Origin of the sequence: Aureimonas altamirensis (assembly GCF_023702225.1) — a bacterium.
Classification (GTDB): Bacteria; Pseudomonadota; Alphaproteobacteria; order Rhizobiales; family Rhizobiaceae; genus Aureimonas; species Aureimonas altamirensis_B.
In genome coordinates this window covers 144650-161778 of sequence record NZ_JAMQCO010000002.1, presented here as the reverse complement: position 1 = coordinate 161778, position 17129 = coordinate 144650, and the positions used below count along the sequence as shown (strand labels likewise).

General features: G+C 66.1%; 16 protein-coding genes and 1 riboswitch. Of the genes, 13 read left to right on the top strand and 3 right to left on the bottom strand.

Features of this window, described 5'->3' with window-relative positions; genetic code table 11:
* Positions 1-25: 25 nt before the first annotated feature.
* Entirely contained in the window at positions 26-898 is an 873-nt protein-coding gene (gene yghU, locus NDN16_RS03495; RefSeq protein ID WP_251112238.1) for a glutathione-dependent disulfide-bond oxidoreductase, read from the top strand.
* Positions 899-1022: 124 nt separating this feature from the next.
* Positions 1023-1253 (top strand): hypothetical protein, encoded by a 231-nt coding sequence (locus NDN16_RS03490; protein ID WP_285292385.1) that lies wholly within the window; start codon positions 1023-1025, stop codon positions 1251-1253.
* Here NDN16_RS03490 and NDN16_RS03485 read toward each other — a convergent pair.
* Together NDN16_RS03485 and NDN16_RS03480 are read right to left on the bottom strand one after the other, a co-directional pair.
* Positions 1226-2557, bottom strand: a complete 1332-nt coding sequence (locus NDN16_RS03485) for a glycosyltransferase (RefSeq protein WP_251112236.1) — start codon at positions 2555-2557, stop codon at positions 1226-1228. The two genes, NDN16_RS03490 and NDN16_RS03485, sit on opposite strands and share 28 nt — an antisense overlap.
* Positions 2475-3731, bottom strand: coding sequence for a glycosyltransferase family protein (locus tag NDN16_RS03480; protein WP_251112235.1), 1257 nt, complete (start codon positions 3729-3731; stop codon positions 2475-2477). The genes NDN16_RS03485 and NDN16_RS03480 overlap by 83 nt, the downstream gene beginning before the upstream one ends.
* A 123-nt stretch (positions 3732-3854) precedes the next feature.
* Positions 3855-4052: riboswitch (cobalamin riboswitch) on the top strand.
* Positions 4053-4116: 64 nt separating this feature from the next.
* Here NDN16_RS03480 and NDN16_RS03475 point away from each other — a divergent pair.
* From NDN16_RS03475 to NDN16_RS03465, 3 genes are read left to right on the top strand one after another with little or no spacing between them, the layout of a single operon-like run.
* On the top strand, positions 4117-6033 hold the full coding sequence (locus tag NDN16_RS03475) for a TonB-dependent receptor plug domain-containing protein (RefSeq protein ID WP_251112234.1): 1917 nt from the start codon (positions 4117-4119) through the stop codon (positions 6031-6033).
* Between the two features lie 52 nt (positions 6034-6085).
* Positions 6086-6994 carry a 3'-5' exonuclease gene (locus NDN16_RS03470; protein ID WP_251112233.1) on the top strand — a complete coding sequence of 303 codons (909 nt, stop codon included), beginning with the start codon at positions 6086-6088 and terminating at the stop codon, positions 6992-6994.
* Positions 6995-7019: 25 nt separating this feature from the next.
* On the top strand, positions 7020-8543 hold the full coding sequence (locus NDN16_RS03465) for an argininosuccinate lyase (protein WP_251112232.1): 1524 nt from the start codon (positions 7020-7022) through the stop codon (positions 8541-8543).
* Between the two features lie 52 nt (positions 8544-8595).
* Here the strand turns inward: NDN16_RS03465 and NDN16_RS03460 are convergent, their stop codons facing one another.
* Positions 8596-9249 (bottom strand): hydrolase, encoded by a 654-nt coding sequence (locus NDN16_RS03460; RefSeq protein WP_251112231.1) that lies wholly within the window; start codon positions 9247-9249, stop codon positions 8596-8598.
* 453 nt (positions 9250-9702) lie between these two features.
* Between NDN16_RS03460 and NDN16_RS03455 the strand changes: the two genes are divergently transcribed.
* Genes NDN16_RS03455 through NDN16_RS03420 form a run of 8 tightly spaced genes read left to right on the top strand, consistent with a single transcriptional unit; the run spans position 9703 to position 17127 of the window.
* Positions 9703-10815, top strand: coding sequence for a BMP family ABC transporter substrate-binding protein (locus tag NDN16_RS03455; protein WP_251112230.1), 1113 nt, complete (start codon positions 9703-9705; stop codon positions 10813-10815).
* Between the two features lie 16 nt (positions 10816-10831).
* Positions 10832-11941 (top strand): ABC transporter permease, encoded by a 1110-nt coding sequence (locus NDN16_RS03450; protein ID WP_251112229.1) that lies wholly within the window; start codon positions 10832-10834, stop codon positions 11939-11941.
* The gene (locus NDN16_RS03445; protein WP_251112228.1) at positions 11938-12861 is read left to right on the top strand and encodes an ABC transporter permease; all 924 of its coding nucleotides are present in this window, start codon (positions 11938-11940) and stop codon (positions 12859-12861) included. Before NDN16_RS03450 ends, NDN16_RS03445 begins: the two co-directional genes overlap by 4 nt.
* An 11-nt stretch (positions 12862-12872) precedes the next feature.
* Entirely contained in the window at positions 12873-13889 is a 1017-nt protein-coding gene (locus tag NDN16_RS03440) for a formamidase (protein WP_251112227.1), read from the top strand.
* A gap of 13 nt (positions 13890-13902) precedes the next feature.
* Positions 13903-14604, top strand: coding sequence for a biuret amidohydrolase (gene biuH, locus NDN16_RS03435; RefSeq protein WP_251112226.1), 702 nt, complete (start codon positions 13903-13905; stop codon positions 14602-14604).
* The gene (locus NDN16_RS03430; protein WP_251112225.1) at positions 14601-16109 is read left to right on the top strand and encodes an ABC transporter ATP-binding protein; all 1509 of its coding nucleotides are present in this window, start codon (positions 14601-14603) and stop codon (positions 16107-16109) included. The genes biuH and NDN16_RS03430 overlap by 4 nt, the downstream gene beginning before the upstream one ends.
* A complete protein-coding gene (locus tag NDN16_RS03425) occupies positions 16109-16774 on the top strand; it encodes a cysteine hydrolase family protein (protein ID WP_251112550.1) in 666 nt (221 codons plus the stop codon). The genes NDN16_RS03430 and NDN16_RS03425 overlap by 1 nt, the downstream gene beginning before the upstream one ends.
* On the top strand, positions 16771-17127 hold the full coding sequence (locus tag NDN16_RS03420; RefSeq protein ID WP_251112224.1) for a cupin domain-containing protein: 357 nt from the start codon (positions 16771-16773) through the stop codon (positions 17125-17127). The genes NDN16_RS03425 and NDN16_RS03420 overlap by 4 nt, the downstream gene beginning before the upstream one ends.
* Positions 17128-17129 lie beyond the last annotated feature (2 nt).

Sequence of the window (17129 nt, the reverse complement as noted above, 5' to 3'; positions counted from 1 at the left end):
CCGACGAATGGAAGGATGATAAGCAATGAGCGACCAAAACGCCGGATACACGCCGCCCGAGATCTGGAGCCCGCCCGCCGGGGATGCGGGGCGCTGGTCATCCATCAACCGCCCTACCGCCGGCGCTAGGCACGAGGCAGAGCTTCCGCGCGGCAGCCACCCGATGCAGCTTTACTCCCTCGCGACGCCGAACGGCCAGAAGGCCGGCATCATGCTCGAGGAGTTGCTGGCCGCCGGCGAAAGCGGCGCCGAATACGACGCCTGGATGATCGATATCGGCAAGGGAGACCAGTTCTCCAGCGGCTTCGTGGCGGTAAACCCCAATTCGAAGATCCCGGCACTCCTGGACTGTTCGGGAGAGAAGCCGGTCCGCGTGTTCGAATCCGGCGCCATTCTGCTGCATCTCGCCGACAAGTTCGGCAAGTTCCTGCCGGCCTCCGGTCCGGAACGGACGGAGGCGTTGAACTGGTTGTTCTGGCTGCAGGGTTCGGCGCCGTTCATCGGAGGCGGGTTCGGGCATTTCTATGCCTATGCGCCTTTTGCGCAGGAATATCCGATCAACCGATACGCCATGGAGACGAAGCGGCTGCTGGATGTCGCCGACAGGCGCTTGGGCGAGGCGCGATATCTGGGTGGAGATTCCTACACCATCGCCGATATCGCGGCATGGCCCTGGCTGGGCGCGCTGATGAACAACGAGGCCTACAACGCCGGCCGGTTCCTCGGTGTCGACGCCTATGCCAACCTGCGCCGCTGGGTGGACGAGGTCGGCGCGCGGCCCGCCGTGCAGCGCGGCCGGATCGTGAACAGCAATGACGGCGAAAAGGGGCCCGGATTGCGGGAAAGGCACACGGCCTCTGATATCGACGCAGCGCTGGCGGCCCGCGCAAAGGGTTGATGCAGAAAGCTTTCCGGGCCTTACCGAGGCCCGGAAAGGCCCGGCCGGGGCGGGGGGTTGCAATGGTTAAAAAGTGGTGACATATAGCCCGCCGCAAGTAACTCCGAGCGATCGAAAAGATACGATGATTGGTTCTGCAACCGTGATGAAAACAGGCTGCCGCCTGGCGATCGGCGTAGGCGTCCTGTGCCTTCTCTTCCTCAAATCGCCTCCCGAGAGCGTCGCGAGCCTGGTGGCGAACGAGCCGATGCGCGCCGAGGTGCAGGCCTCTTGCGTGGCCGGCCATCACCGTGCCGACGAGTGCGAGAATGCCCGGCTTGCCGAGGCCTATCTGACCCGCGTTTCCGCCCGCTGACCGACGCCGTCCTGCGTCAAGAGCGCGGCGATCCTGCCGATACCGGCGCCGGCGGAAAAGTCGCCCGTCACACGGGCGTGGGCCGCCGCCCCCAGGCGCAGACGCAATGCGGGCTCCCCGATCAGCCGCGTCAGCGCGGCGGCCAGCGCCGCCGGATCCTGCGGCGGAACAAGCAGGCCTTCCACCCCATCGGTGACGAACTCCGGGACGCCGGCGAAATCCGTCGACAGGATCGGCAACCCTTGCGTCGCCGCTTCCATCAGGACGTTGGGCAGCCCGTCCCGGTCTCCGCCGTCGCCTTCGCGGCATGCCAGCACGAACAAATCCGCCGCCCGCAGCGCCTCGATGACCTGCCCTTGCGGGCGCGCTCCCAGCCAGTCGATCCGGTCGGCCAGGCCAAGCCGCACCGCTGTTTGCGCAAGCGGTTTCGCCAGTTCTCCGCCGCCGATCTGCGTCAGGCGCCAGTTCGCTCCCGCAGGCAGCATGGCCAGGGCCTGCAGCAGGTCGTCATAGCCTTTCTTGGCGACAAGGCGTCCGATGCTGACCAGCCGGACCGGGGTATCCAATCCGTTTCCCCCACCATCGCGGCGTGGCGGCGCCGGGAAGCGACCGAGGTCCAACCCGTGATAGACCAGGCGCACGCGGCCCTTGTCGCCGCCGGGCGACAGGCGCACGAGTTCGTCATGGCCCTGCCGCGTGCAGGTGACGCCCCAGATGCTGTCGGCGATCTTTTCGCGCTTTTCCCAGTCGGGCGTCGTCCAGATATCCTTGGCATGGGCGGAAAAGCTGAAGGGGAGCTGGCGCAGTTGCGCCGCGTAGCGGGCAACGGAGGCCGGCGTATGCAGGAAGTGCGCGTAGAGCTGCGTGACGTCCCGCGAAAGTTCCCGTGCCAGAACCGCCGCCTGGCCGATGCGCCGCAGCCGGTTGGGGCTCGGGTCTCGCCTCAGATCGGCAAGCGCCGTGCGAACGAAGCGCCGAAAGCCCGCTTGCCGGGGAAGCGCCAGCAATCCGCGCCACACCCGCATCGGATCGTCTTTCAGATATTCCGGCAGGTAGGCAACCGGCGCTGCGATCTGCTCGTGCATCGGGTGGCGTGCACTGTCCGTCGGGCGGCGCAGCGACCAGATGTCCAGCCGGAAGCCCAGCCGTTCCAGCCCCAGGATTTCCTGTGCGATGAAGGTTTCGGAAAGCCTGGGATAGCCCTTCAGGACGACGGCGATTCTACCGGCTGGCGGTTCGGGCCGGTTCTTCCGAGGGGCTGGAGAACCAGCCTCGCACCGTTGCGTCGATCGTATCCAGTCCATCAAGCAGCCTTGGCAGGGTCTTTTCCGAAGGTTTCGGGCGTGTGGGGAGGGCGCGGATGGCATCGGCCATCAAATGCGGGTTGCGGTGAGCGCCGTCTTCCAGTCCAGCGCCGTCCAGACAGGAGATGAGGCCCAGCTCGGCCGCGCGCGCGGCGCGGATGGTCTGCTCCATGCGCGGCGTGCGGCGCGGCACGATGACGGACCGCTTGTCGAAGGACAGGATCTCGCAGAACGTGTTGTAGCCGCCCATGGCGATGACGCCTTCGGAGTTGGCGATGAGATGCTCGATGCGGGAATCGAAGGTGATCGCCTCCACGTCGGGCAGGCGGGCCACGCGCTCCATGAAGCCGGCGCGCTGTTCGGGCGGGACGAAGGGTCCGAAGACGATGAGCGCGCCGAGGGGCAGGGACGGGTCGGCCTCGTAGGCCGAAAGGGTCCAGTCGATCAGCCCTTCGCCGTCGCCGCCACCGCCGGTCGTGACGAGAACATAGGGTTTGCGCGTGACCGGCGGGTAGGCGGCAGTGGCCGAGACCTGGGGCAGGTCCCGCCTGAGATAGCCGGTATAGATGATTTCTTTCTGCAACCGTTCGGCCAGCGCAAAGGGAGCCAGCGGCTCGTGGATCTCGGGCAGGCCGTACACCCAGACGTGGTCGTAGAAGGCGGAAAGCGCTTGCGTCGCGCCCTTGCGCTCCCATTCGGGCACGATGACAGCGGCGTCGTCCAGAACGTCGCGCAGGCCCAGCACGATGCGCGCACCCGTCGCCTTCAGATGCTCCAGCGTCGGCAGCAACTCGTCGCGGAAGCCGGCGGGCTCCTTGTCGACGATCAGGAGGTCGGGGTTGAGGCTGCGCGCCGTGGCCATGATGACGGAGCGGCGGATCTGTACGGTCTCGTCCAGCGACAGGCGCAGGTTGGAGGTCGTGTAGCCGCCATTCGCCTGTTTCACCACGCCCGGCACGCGCACGTAATCCACGCCGTCTTCGAAGTCGAAGCGGCCGACGATGGGAGAGCCGGAGATGATGACGATGGAGGCGTCGTCCATCGAGCCGGCCAGCCGGTTGGCGATGGCGCGGCAGCGCCGCAGATGGCCAAGGCCGAACGTATCGTGGCTATAGATCAGGATTCTCGGTCCGCCACGCCCCGTCGGACGATCCTGCCGAAAACTATGCGCCATCCTTGCACTCCGCGCGGACCGCACCGGCCCCTTCACCTCCTTGTTACAGTTGCGTTGCTGCAGCACAACCGGAAAGTCGGATCCCTGTCGCCCGGTGGGTGCTTGTGAGGCGGAAATGCCGCGTCTATGGTCCGCGGCGACGGTGCCCCGCAAGGGGCTTCAAAGGGAACGCAGTGCGCCAGCCGGCCATGCTGCGGCTGCCCCCGCAACTGTAGGCGGAGACTGCCTTGCCATTATGCCACTGGGGCCACACGGCCCCGGGAAGGCGGCACGGCGGAAAGACCCGCGAGCCAGGAGACCTGCCGTCGGCCGTGGTTGCACGCGAACATGTCGGGCGGGGTGCCTCGACAGGGCCGGTCCTCGTTCGATGCAACCGGAAACGATCTTGAACGAGGTTGCCTTGTCCATCCGCCTTGCCGCCTGCCTGACAGGCTCGGCTCTTCTTGCCATTTCGTCCGCCCAGGCACAGACAACCCTTCTGCCGGCGGCAATCGCACTGGACCCCGTCATCGTCACGGCCAACCGGACGTCGACGCCGGCGCGCGCCGTCGGCAGCGCCGTCACCGTCATCGACCGGGCCGAGCTGGAGCGCCGGCAGGTGCGCTTCGTCGCCGACGCGCTGCGGACCATTCCGGGCGTCGGCTTCAGCCGCACGGGCACGGTCGGCGGCCTGACGCAGGTTCGGCTGCGTGGGGCGGAGGGCAACCAGACCCTGGTGCTCATCGACGGCATCGAGGTGAACGATCCGGCAACCGGCGGAGAATACGACTTCGCCAATCTCCTTGCCGACGACGTCGAGCGGATCGAGGTGCTGCGCGGTCCGCAAAGCGCGCTCTACGGGTCCGACGCCATGGGCGGCGTCGTCAACATCGTGACCCGCAAGGGAGAGGGCAAGCCGTTCGCCACGGCGCGGTTGGAGGGCGGCAGCAAGGGCACGGCCAGCGGCGTCCTGTCGGCGGGCGGCGTCTCCGGCAACGCCGATTTTTTCGGCAGCCTTGGCGGCTACCGCACCGATGGCTTCTCGAGCGCCTCCGAGTGGCGGGGCAATCCGGAGGCCGACGGTTATGACAACGTCACGGGATTCGCCAAATTCGGCGTCGACGCAACGCAGGATCTACGGTTGGACATGGTGGGCCGCGTCACGGACTATCGCGCGGACGCGGACGGCTTTTCCGACGGGTTGCCCGCCGATGCGGACGCCGCGACACGCGGCCGCCAGATGTACGGACGCGCGCAGGCGCGGCTGGATACGCTGGACGGCCGCTGGCAGCATATCGCCGGCATCAGCCGCAGCCATACGACGCTGCGCTATTTCACCGACGGTGCACGCACCGACACCTATGTCGGCGACCGGACCAAGGTGGATTATCAATCGAACGTCTTCCTGACGCAGGAAGCCGCCCGGCTGGCCCATACGCTGACCTTCCTTGCCGAACACGAGGAAGAATCCGCCGATGTGAAGGGGGAGTATTCCAGCTTCGACCGCTCCGCCGGACAAACGGGGCTGGTCGGCCAGTATCAGCTCGGCATTGCGGACGCACTCTTCCTGACGGGGGCGGTCCGCCACGACTTGAACGAGCGTTTCGCCGACTCCACCACATGGCGGGGCACCGCGGCCTACGACCTGTCGCAAACCGGCACGAAACTGCGCGGCTCCTACGGCACCGGAATCAAGAATCCCACCCTGTTCGAATTGTTCGGCTATGACGGCACCTATCGCGGCAACCCCGCGCTGAAGCCGGAACAGGCGAAGGGCTGGGATATCGGCGTGGACCAGTGGATCCTGGACGATGCCCTGTCCTTGGAGGCGACCTATTTCGACCAGCGCATCACCGACCTGATCCAGGGTGCGGGCAACACGTCCATCAACCTTTCCGGCACGTCCAAGATCCACGGCGTCGAACTGGGCCTGACGGCCTATCTTCTGGACGGGCTGACCCTGCGCGCGGCCTACACCTTTCTCGACGGCGAGGACGCGAACGGCGTCAAGCTGGCCCGCCGACCCGAAAACGTGGCGAGCCTCGACATAGGCTACAGTTTCCTGGACGGCGCGGCCGCGCTCAACCTCGGCATCGTCCATACCGGCGGCCAGCAGGACATCGCCTTCGATGCCTTCTACAACCAGACGCGCGTCGAGCTCGACTCCTATACGCTGGTAAACCTCGCCGGATCGTATCGCTTCAACGAGCATGCCGAAGCCTTTGCCCGCGTCGAAAACCTGTTCGACGAGCGCTACGAGGACGTCTACGGCTATGGCGGCATGGGGCGTGTGGCCATCGCCGGAGTGAAGCTCGGCTTTTGACGCGGGCCATCCATGCGGGTAGTTGATTGCCTGACGCACGCAGGAATTTCGCATGGGCCAACTCGATCTGTTCAGCTTCGACGAAGAGGAGCGCATGGCGCACCGGCTGGAGGCGACCGGCCGCTTCCGCATCCTGCGCAAGCTCGTGCCGCGCCCCGTCGTGGCACGGCACGACAGCCCCTTGCCGCATGTCGCGCTGCTGATCGATACCGAGACCACCGGCCTTCGGCACGGCATCGACGAGGTGATCGAGGTCGGGGCCGTCGCCTTCACTTATGACGACGATGGTACGATCGGCGATGTCGTCGGCGTGTTCGGTGGGCTGCAGCAACCCTCGGTTCCGATCCCGCCCGAGATCACCCGTCTGACGGGCATCACCGACGCCATGGTGGCGGGCCGGCACATCGACCTGGCCGGGCTCGAGCGGCTGGCCGAGCCCGCAGACCTCGTCATCGCGCATAACGCCGCCTTCGACCGGCGTTTCTGCGAAGCGCTGTCGGCCTGCTTCGAGGTCAAGGCGTGGGCCTGTTCGCACGCCGAGATCGCCTGGCGGGAACTCGGTTTCGAAGGCAGCAAGCTGTCCTATCTTCTGTCGCAGTGCGGCTTGTTCCACGATGGCCACCGCGCGGTGGATGATTGCCATGCGCTTCTGGAAGTGCTGGCGCGCCCCGCCGGGGCCGATGGGCGCAGCGCCTTCGCCCATCTCCTGGAATCGAGCGGCCGGACCCGCCGGCGCATCTATGCCGAGCATACGCCCTTCGACCTGAAGGACGTCCTGAAACGGCGCGGCTATCGCTGGTCCGATGGCAGCGACGGCCGGCCGAAATGCTGGTGGGTCGAGGTCGACGAGGCGGCTTACGATTCCGAGCTGACGTTTCTGCGCCGGGAAATCTACCGACGCGAGGAAGCCGACCCGGTAACCGTCACCCTGACGGCGCTGGACAGGTTCAAGGCCGCCTGAATCGCGGCATCACGGGAGGAAGTTCATGATCGGAGTCTGGGACGGGGGCTTGAGGCCCCTTTATGCGCTCGGCCGCGCCACGGCGCTTGCAACGCTTGTGTGCGGCGCCGCCTCGGCACAGGATGCCGTGCGCGACGAGTTCTTCTGGCTGGGAGAAATCAACAAGGCGACGGCCATCATCAACACCGACGAAGGCTTGCTCGACAAGGCGAAGACGCCCACGATCGCCAAGGCGATCGACAGCGTCATCAAGGCCGGGGGTGAACCGGGGGCGAAACGCCCGTCCACCGTCATCACCTTCGAGCCCCTTCTCATCGACGCCGGTGGGGTGGAAGTGACGCTGCTGCATGCGGGCCGCTCCAGCCAGGACATGCACGCAACCTATCGGGCGGCCATCCTGCGCGACAGGCTGCTCGGGCTTGCCGCGCAACTCAACACCACGTCCCGTACCCTCGTGGACCTTGCCGCCACGCATGCCGACACCATCGTCCCGAATTACACCAACGGCGTTGCGGCGCAGCCCAACAGCTACGGCCATTACCTGTTGGGGCATGCCGCAGGCTTCGCACGCGATGCGGACAGGATTCGCGAGGCCTATGCACGGGTGGACCGCTCGGCAATGGGCACGACGGTCTTGAACGGAACGGGCTGGCCGCTGAACCGGCAGCGGATGGCCGATTATCTCGGCTTTGCCGGCGTGGTGGACAATGCCTACGACGCCTCGCAGATCGCCTCCATGGACCAGCCGGTCGAGATCGGCTCCATCGTGACGGCAATCGCGCTGCACAGCGGAAACTTCGTGGAAGACGTCATGACGCAATATGCGCAGACGCGGCCATGGATCCTGCTGCAGGAGGGCGGCGGCAACACCTATGTATCGTCGGCCATGCCGCAGAAGCGCAATCCCGGTCTTCTCAACAACACGCGCAGCCAGGCATCGACGGCCATCACGCTGGCCCTCGGCCCGGTGATCCAGGCTCACAACATCACGCCCGGCATGCCCGACCCAAAGGACGTGGATGCCAATTCCGAGATGGTCGATGCCGGCATCGAAACGCTCGCCGATCTCGACAAGGTCCTGAAGGCATTGGTGATCAGCCCGGAGCGGGCGCTTGAAGAGCTGAACGGAGACTGGACCGCCTCCCAGGAGATCGCCGATATCCTGATGCGCGATCATGGCCTGCCGTTCCGCGAAGGCCATCACGTGGCCTCCGAGATCGTCACATATGCCAGGGCGGAAGGGATCGGGCCCCTCGACTTTCCCTACGATAAGGCAAGGGAAATCTACGCGGAAACAGTTGCGGACACCGATTTCCCGCAGGATCTGCCCTTGAGCGAGGCCGAGTTCCGCGCCGCGCTCGACCCGGTGGCCATCGTGCGAGGCAGGGCGACGTCCGGCGGCCCGCAGCCGGCGGAAATGAAGCGCATGCTGGACGAGGCGACCGCGCGGCTCGATCGGCAGGAAAGCTGGATTTCGGAGCAGAGGGCGCATATAGACGGCGCTCTCCGCAAACTCGATACGGACTTTCAGGCCCTGTTGACGCAGTAGCGGCTGCAAAGCGGCCGGGCCGGCTCAGAGCTTCGGCCCGGCCCGCGCCGTATCAGCGCACGCCCTGGTGCGGCGGCGTGGCCAGAAGCTGCTGCTCCCAGAGATAGGCGATGCCGCTGGCGCCGGCATGCTGCTTCATGACCTCGATAAGGGCCGGCAGGCGCTCCGTCCGCGCCCAATCGCGCTGCCATTCCGACGCGACCGCCAGCCAGGTGATGACATTGGCTCCGGCGGCGACCATGCGCTGGATCGCAACGGAATGCGCCTCCGGCGAAACGGATCCGCACGCATCGGTGACGACGGTCACGTCCCAGCCTTCGCCGAGCGCCTGGATGGTCGGCATCGCGACGCAGACTTCCGTCCAGAGCCCGGCGATGACCAGTTGCTTGCGCCCGGTCGCCTTGACCGCATCGACGACGATGTCGTCCTCCCACGTATTGATGAATGTCCGGTCGATCACCTCCTGATCGGGGAACACGTCGGTGATCTGCGGGAAGATCATGCCGCCCTGCTTGGCGATCACGCTCGTCAGGATGGTCGGTACGTCGAACGCCCTGGCCGCCTTGGCCAGCCCCGTCGCGTTGTTGATGACCATCTGCGGTTCATGACTATTCAGGTTGGCGAGCTGATAGGGCTGATGATCGATCATAACGAGGACGGAATCGTCCGGGCGGAGAAGCGAGGCCAGGCCATTGCGAATGGTCATCGATACACTTTCTACTGGTGGTTTCGTCCGGGAGCCGGTCCGGCACCCTCGAAGCCTGCGAACAGTGTCATCGCATTTCGCGCTACGGTAGCGTAGAACGGCAGGTAGCTGTGTCGCGGAACAAGGAACGCGAACTTGGATATCGAGGACTTGCGGACCTTCCAAGGGCCGATACGTCCTCGTGGTCGATGGCTCCGAGGCGGAAATGACCTACAGCCGGGCAGGATCGCCCGTCATCCGGAATGGCAGGACGTTCTGAAGAAGTCCTGACCGGGCGGAAAAAAGCTTCGCGACTCCGCTCTGTTTTCAACCGTATGCATAAAATATAGGCATTATGCAATCGGCTTGGCTGAAAGGAGTTCGGCTAAATCATTGTAATCTATGAAGGGGCGCTTTTGGCACACGCATTGCATGCAATCCCGGCGAGAGATCGCAACACTGCCGGAGAGCCAAATGTCGTCCTTTCTCATCAATCGCCGCCGCCTTTTGACCGCCGCCGGCTCGATGGCCCTTATGCCCGCGCTCGGTCGGCTGACGCCGGCCTTCGCCGCCGATATGACGGTCGGCTTCCTCTATGTCGGGCCGCGCGACGACTTCGGCTACAATCAGGCGCATGCCGAGGGCGCCGCCGCGGTCAAGGACATCGCCGGCGTGACGGTTCTGGAGGAAGAGAACGTACCTGAAAGCGATGCCGTCGTGCGCTCGATGCAGTCGATGATAGAGCTGGACGGTGCGCAACTCCTGTTTCCCACCTCGTTCGGCTACTACAAGCCTTTCGTGCTGCAGGCGGCGGAATCCAACCCGGACGTCCAGTTCCGCCATTGCGGCGGCCTGTGGAGCGAGAGCGATCCGAAGAATGCCGGATCGTATTTCGGCTATATCGGCATGGCGCAGTATCTGTCCGGCATCGTCGCGGGACACCAGACGAAATCGAAGAAGCTCGGCTTCATCGCCGCCAAGCCAATTCCCCAGGTGCTGCTGAACATCAATTCGTTCACGCTGGGCGCGCGCAGCGTCGACCCCTCGATCCAGACGCAGGTGATCTTCACCGGCGACTGGTCGATGCCCGTCAAGGAGGCCGAGGCCGTCAACGCGCTGGCCGACCAGGGCGTGGACGTCGTCACCTGCCATGTCGATGGACCGAAGGTGCTGACGCAGGCCGCCGCCTCGCGCGGCGTGTTCGTCTGCGGCTACCACACGAGCCAGGCGGCGCTGGCGCCCGAACATTACCTGACGGGCGCGGAGTGGAACTGGGCCAACGTCTACCGGTCCTTCGTGGAAAAGGCCGTGGCAGGAGAGCCGTTGCCCAATTTCGTGCGCGGCGGCCTTGCCGAAGGCTTCGTCAAGTCCAGCCCCTACGGCGCGATGGTGGGGGATGCGGCGCGGCGCCAGGCCGACGCCGTGCGCGACGACATGATGAAGGGCGGCTACGCCATCATCAAGGGTCCGCTGAAAGACAATCGCGGCAACGAGATCGTCGCTGCGGGCACGGAGTATCCCGAAACGGCGATCGAGCTGGAAAGCATGGACTATCTGGTCGAAGGCGTCGTCGGCTCGACCTCCTGACGCGAAGGGCAAGGCGATGACGAGCGTCACGCAGAGCGCAACCGCCGGTGGGGGAGTCTTCGCCTTGCCGGAGCGACAGGCCGGGCAGGTCGAGGCAGTTCTGCTGCCTCTGCTGGCCATCCTGGCCGGCTTTCTTCTGTTCGGCCTGTTCCTGCTGGTCTTCGGCAAATCGCCGATGGAATTCTACCAGCTGGTCTGGCGTGGCGGTTTCGGTACACAGTTTTCCATCTCCAACACGCTGCAACGTGCCGCGCCGTTGCTGCTGACGGCGCTGTGCGTGGCGCTGCCGGCACAACTCGGCCTGATCGTCATCGGCGGTGAGGGGGCTTTCGTCCTGGGCGGGCTTGCCGCCGCGGCGGCCGGGGCAGCCCTGGCGGGGATGCCTGCCGTGCCGGCAATCGGCCTGATGGCCGGGGCCGGAGCACTTGCAGGCGGCGCCTGGATCGGCACCGTCGGATTGTTGCGCGTGCGGCGCGGCGTCAACGAAACGATCGCCAGCCTGCTTTTCGCCTACATCGCGATCGCGCTGTTCAACCACATGGTGGAGGGCCCACTCCGCGACCCAGCAAGTCTCAACAAGCCGTCCACCCTGCCTTTGCCGGCAGAGTTCCGCATCGGAGCGATGCCGGGGCTGGACGTGCATTGGGGATTCGTCGTGGGCGTTCTCGCCTGCCTCGTCGCGGCATTCGTGATCGGGCGAACGAGTTTCGGTTTCGCGGCACGGATCGCGGGCGGCAACCCGCGCGCCGCCGCCGTACAGGGCCTTCCCGTCGGCCGGCTTGTCGTTCTGTTCTGCCTGGCCGGCGGCGCGGCAGCCGGTATCGCCGGCATGGTCGACGTGGCGGCCATCCATGGCAACGCTAATGCGGCGCTGATCGCCGGATATGGCTATACCGGCATTCTGGTCGCCTTCCTGGCGCGGCAGAACCCCCTTGCCATCATTCCCATGGCCATCCTGATCGGCGGTATCGACGCCGCCGGCGGGCTGGTGCAGCGCCGAATGGAGCTGCCCGATGCCACCATGCTGGTGCTGCAGGGCATCCTGTTCATCGCCATGCTGGCCTCCGAAACCCTGTCCGGCCGGCTGGTGCCCCGCCGCACCGCATCTGCGGAGGCTGGACGATGAACGGCGATCTCGGCCTGTGGGGCGTCCTGATCGCGGTCATCGGCGGCGCGATCCGCGTTTCCACCCCGTTCCTGTTCGTCAGCCTCGGCGAATGCGTGACGGAGAAGAGCGGCCGTATCAACCTCGGGCTGGAAGGCACGCTGGTCTTCGGGGCCATGGCCGGCTATGGCGGCTCGCTCCTGACCGGTTCTCCGTGGATGGGTGTCCTGGCGGCCGGGCTGTCCGGAGCGCTGTTCGGCCTTCTGCACGGCGCATTGTGCTCGCTGCCGCGGGTCAACGATATCGCCGTCGGCATCGCGCTGATGCTGTTCGGCACCGGCCTGGCTTTCTTCCTCGGCAAGCCGCTGATCCAGCCCGCCGCGCCCATGCTGCCGTCCATCGATCTCGGCTTCTGGGCCGGCAGCCCGCAGCTGCGCGCCGCGCTGCAGGTCAATCCGCTTTTCCTGATCGGCATCGCGCTCGCATTCGCCATCGCCTTCGTCTTCCGTCGCACCCGGCTCGGTCTCGTCCTGCGCATGGTCGGAGACAGCAGCGACGCCGCGCGGGCGATGGGCTATCCGATCCTGCCGGTGCGCATCGGTGCGACGGCGTTCGGCGGCTTCATGGCCGGCGTCGCGGGCGCCTACCTGTCGCTCTACTATCCCGGCAGTTGGAACGAGGGCATCTCGTCCGGCCAGGGCCTGATTGCCGTGGCGCTGGTGATCTTTGCGCGGTGGCGGCCCGTCGCGTGCCTCGGCGCTGCGCTCATCTTCGGCGGGGCCGGGGCGCTCGGGCCCGCGCTCCAGTCCATCGGGATCACACAGGGCTACTACCTGTTCTATGCAGCGCCTTACGTGCTGACCCTCGCCATTCTCATCTTCACCTCGTCGCCGGACCGCGCCCTCGACGGCGCCCCGCGCGAACTGTCGATCACCAGATAGGGAGACCAGGCATGAACGGCCTTGGCGGACTCAACAAATCGGAACACGGCGTCGTCATCGGCTGCGTGCAACTGCAATTGCCGACCGTGGTGACGAAGGACGATCTTGCCGCGCAGACACGACGCATCGTCGACATGGTGGGAAAGGCCCGGCGCAACCTCGGCACCATGGATCTGGTGGTGTTTCCGGAATATTCGCTGCACGGGCTTTCGATGGACACCAACCCGGAGATCATGTGCCGCGTGGACGGGCCGGAGGTTGCCGCCTTCAGGCAGGCCTGCCGCGACAATTCCATCTGGGGTTGCTTCTCCATCATGGAGCTGAATCCCGGCGGCATGCCCTACAACACGGGGCTCGTCATCGACGACACAGGCGAAATCCGGTTGAACTATCGCAAGCTGCATCCATGGGTGCCGGTAGAGCCATGGGAGCCGGGAAATCTGGGCATTCCCGTCATCGACGGGCCGAAGGGCACCAGGCTGGCGCTCATCATCTGCCATGACGGCATGTTTCCGGAGATGGCGCGGGAATGCGCCTACAAGGGCGCCGAGATCATGCTGCGGACGGCAGGCTACACCGCTCCGATCCGGGAGAGCTGGCGGTTCACCAACCAGTCCAACGCCTTCTGCAATCTCATGGTGACGGCCAATGTCTGCATGTGCGGATCGGACGGAAGCTTCGATTCCATGGGCGAGGGCATGATCGTCAATTTCGACGGGACGGTGATCGCCCATGGCACGACGGGCCGCGTGGACGAGATCATCACCGCCGAGGTGCGGCCCGACCTCGTGCGCGAAGCGCGCCGGAACTGGGGCGTGGAGAACAATATCTACCAGCTCGGCCATCGCGGCTATGTCGCCGTGGCCGGCGGCGCCGGGGATTGTCCTTACACATACATGCACGACCTGGCCGCAGGCACCTATCGCCTGCCGTGGGAAGACGAGGTGAAGGTGACGGACGGAACCGGCTTCGGCTTCGCCGCGCCGACGCGCCGCTATGGCGGCCCGGCCCGCGAAGCGGCGGAATAAGGAGACGCTGGCAATGGACACGACATCGCGGAAGACGACAGGCAGCATCGCCTCGCAGCCCTATGCCTGGCCCTACGACGCAAGCCTGAGGCCCGACAATACGGCTCTGATCGTCATCGACATGCAGACCGATTTCTGCGGCAAGGGAGGCTATGTGGACGCAATGGGCTACGACCTGTCCCTGACGCGGGCGCCCATCGAGCCCATTGCGCGGGTGATGGCGGCCATGCGGGCCGGCGGCTACCACATCATCCACACGCGCGAGGGGCACCGGCCCGATCTGGCCGACCTGCCGGCCAACAAGCGATGGCGCTCGCGCAATATCGGCGCGGGCATCGGCGACCCGGGCCCCTGCGGGCGCATTCTCGTGCGGGGTGAACCGGGCTGGGAAATCATCCCCGAGCTTGCGCCGTTGCCGGGTGAAGTCGTTATCGACAAGCCGGGCAAGGGATCCTTCTGCGCGACCGATCTGGAACTGATCCTGAACCAGCGCGGCATCCGCAATATCGTTCTGACGGGCATCACCACCGATGTCTGCGTCCACACGACCATGCGCGAGGCCAACGACCGTGGCTACGAGTGCGTGATCCTGGAAGATTGCTGCGGCGCCACCGACAGGGGCAACCACGAGGCGGCGATCCGCATGGTGACGATGCAGGGCGGCGTCTTCGGGGCCGTGGCGAGGAGCGACGCGCTGCTGGAGGCCTTGCGTTGACGAGCCTTCTGGAGGTTGTGGGGCTGACCAAGCGGTTCGGTGCCTTTACCGCGCTGGATGGCGTATCGCTGCGCCTGCGGGGCGGCACGTTCCATGCACTGCTGGGGGAAAACGGCGCCGGCAAATCCACTCTCGTCAAATGCGTCCTCGGCTATTATCGCGCGGACGAAGGGAGCGTCCTGATGGACGGGCGTGAGGTCGAGGTGACCAGCCCGCGCGATGCCCGCCGCCTGGGCATCGGCATGGTGTACCAGCATTTTACGCTGGTGCCCGCCATGACGGTGCTGGAAAACCTGGTGATGGCGGGGCCGGACGTGCCGACTATCGTGGATTGGCGCAAGGAGCGGGCTAAGCTGGCGGCCTTCATGGCCGACATGCCGCTGAAGGTGCCGCTGGACGTGCCCGTGCATCGTCTTTCGGCGGGCGAACGGCAGAAGACCGAAATCCTCAAGGAGCTGTATCTCGGCTCCCGCGTTCTGGTGCTCGACGAGCCGACATCCGTGCTGACGCCCGGCGAGGCGCGGGACGTGCTCGGCTTCCTGCGTCGCCGCGCCACCGACGAGGGGTTGGGCGTCCTGCTGATAAGCCACAAGTTTCCCGAGGTTACGGGTTTCTGCGACGAGGTGACCGTGCTGCGGCGGGGTCGGCTTGCCGGGCAGGGCCGCGTCGACGCGTTATCGGTGCCGGACATGGCGGACATGATGATCGGCAAGCGCGACCTGGAGGCCGCGCCCACGCCCAAGCCCGCCGCCACCAACGCGCGCGCCGTCCTCGACCTCAGCCGGGTGAAGGCCGGGCCACAACGCGGCGGCATCGATATCGACAGGCTGGAGGTGCGGGCCGGCGAGATCGTCGGGGTTGCCGGCATATCCGGCAACGGACAGGCGGTGCTGGTGGAGACGCTGTCCGGCCAGACCGTGCCCGCATCCGGGTCCATCCATGTCGGCGGTGCGCCGTACCACGCGCGCCGTTCGCAGGCGCAGGCGATGGGCGTGCGCGTCTTGCCCGAAGAACCGCTGCGCAATGCGTGCGTCGGACGGATGAGCGTGATGGAGAATCTTGCCTTCCGCACCTTCGACCGGCATGCCGATGGGCGCGCCCGCATCCTTGTCGACAGGCGCGGCATGCGCCGCTACGCCGAGGAGCAGATTTCCGCCTATTCCATCAAGACGCAATCGCCGGAAGCGCCCATCGCCACCCTGTCGGGCGGCAATGTGCAGCGCGCCGTGCTGGCGCGCGAGCTGGACGGCGATGCAGAGTTGCTGGTGGTCGCCAATCCGTGCTTCGGGCTGGATTTCGGTGCGGTGGCGGATATCCGTGCGGCGCTTCTGAAAGCGCGCAACAAGGGAACGGCGGTGCTGCTGGTGAGCGAGGATCTGGATGAGGTGATCGCCCTGTCCGATCGCATCCTCGTCATGCACGAGGGCAGGATCGTCTTTGAGACGGAAGGCGGCCGCAAGGCCGATCCGATGGAGATCGGCCGGCACATGGCGGGGCACCGGTGATGGGGTCGGTCGCGGCGCTTCCGTCGCCATTCCCCTTCGAGCACGGGCACGTGGCGCTGGTGGTCATCGACATGCAGCGCGACTTCCTGGAGCCTGGCGGTTTTGGCGAGAGCCTCGGCAACGACGTCTCGCGCCTGCAGGCCATCGTGCCCGCCACCAAAAGGCTGATCGAGGTGTTTCGTGCCCGGGGCGCACCGGTGATCCACACGCGCGAATGCCATCGTCCGGACTTGTCCGATTGCCCGCCCGCGAAGTGGCGGCGCGGCCCGGAGGGACGGCGCATCGGCGACATGGGGCCGATGGGAAGGATCCTGGTGGCCGGCGCGCCGGGCGCGGAGATCGTGCCGGAGCTGTTCCCGCTGCCCGGCGAAACCGTCATCGACAAGCCGGGCAAGGGAGCCTTCCATTCGACGGAGCTGGCCTTCGTCCTGGAACGCCTCGGCGTCACCGCGCTGGTGCTGGCCGGGGTGACGACCGAAGTCTGCGTACAGACGACCATGCGCGAGGCCAATGACCGCGGCTTCGACTGCCTGCTCGCCGAGGATGCGACGGAAAGCTATTTTCCCGAGTTCAAGGCGGCGACGCTGGACATGGTGCGGGCACAGGGAGGCATCGTCGGCTGGACGGCCACGGTGGATGCCATCGCGGAAGGATTGGCGACATGAAACCCGAACGCATGCAGGGGCTTCTGGCCGCCCTGCCGGATCCCGTCGCCTTCGAGCCGTTCCGGCCGGGGGTGGATATCCATCATATCGCCCGCTCCGTGGACGGGGGACCGGCCGTCGCCCTGCTGCGATACGCGGCGGGGGCCAGCGTGCCGCGCCACCGCCATGCCGGCCTGGAAACCATCCTTGTGCTGGAGGGCGCGCAAAGCGACGACGCCGGGCGCTATGCCGCCGGCGATTTCGTCGTCAACCGCCCCGGCAGCATCCACCGGGTCTGGTCCGACGAGGGATGCCTCGTGCTGATCCATTGGGCGGCGCCGGTCGAGATACTGGATGAAGCAGAACAGGCTTGAGG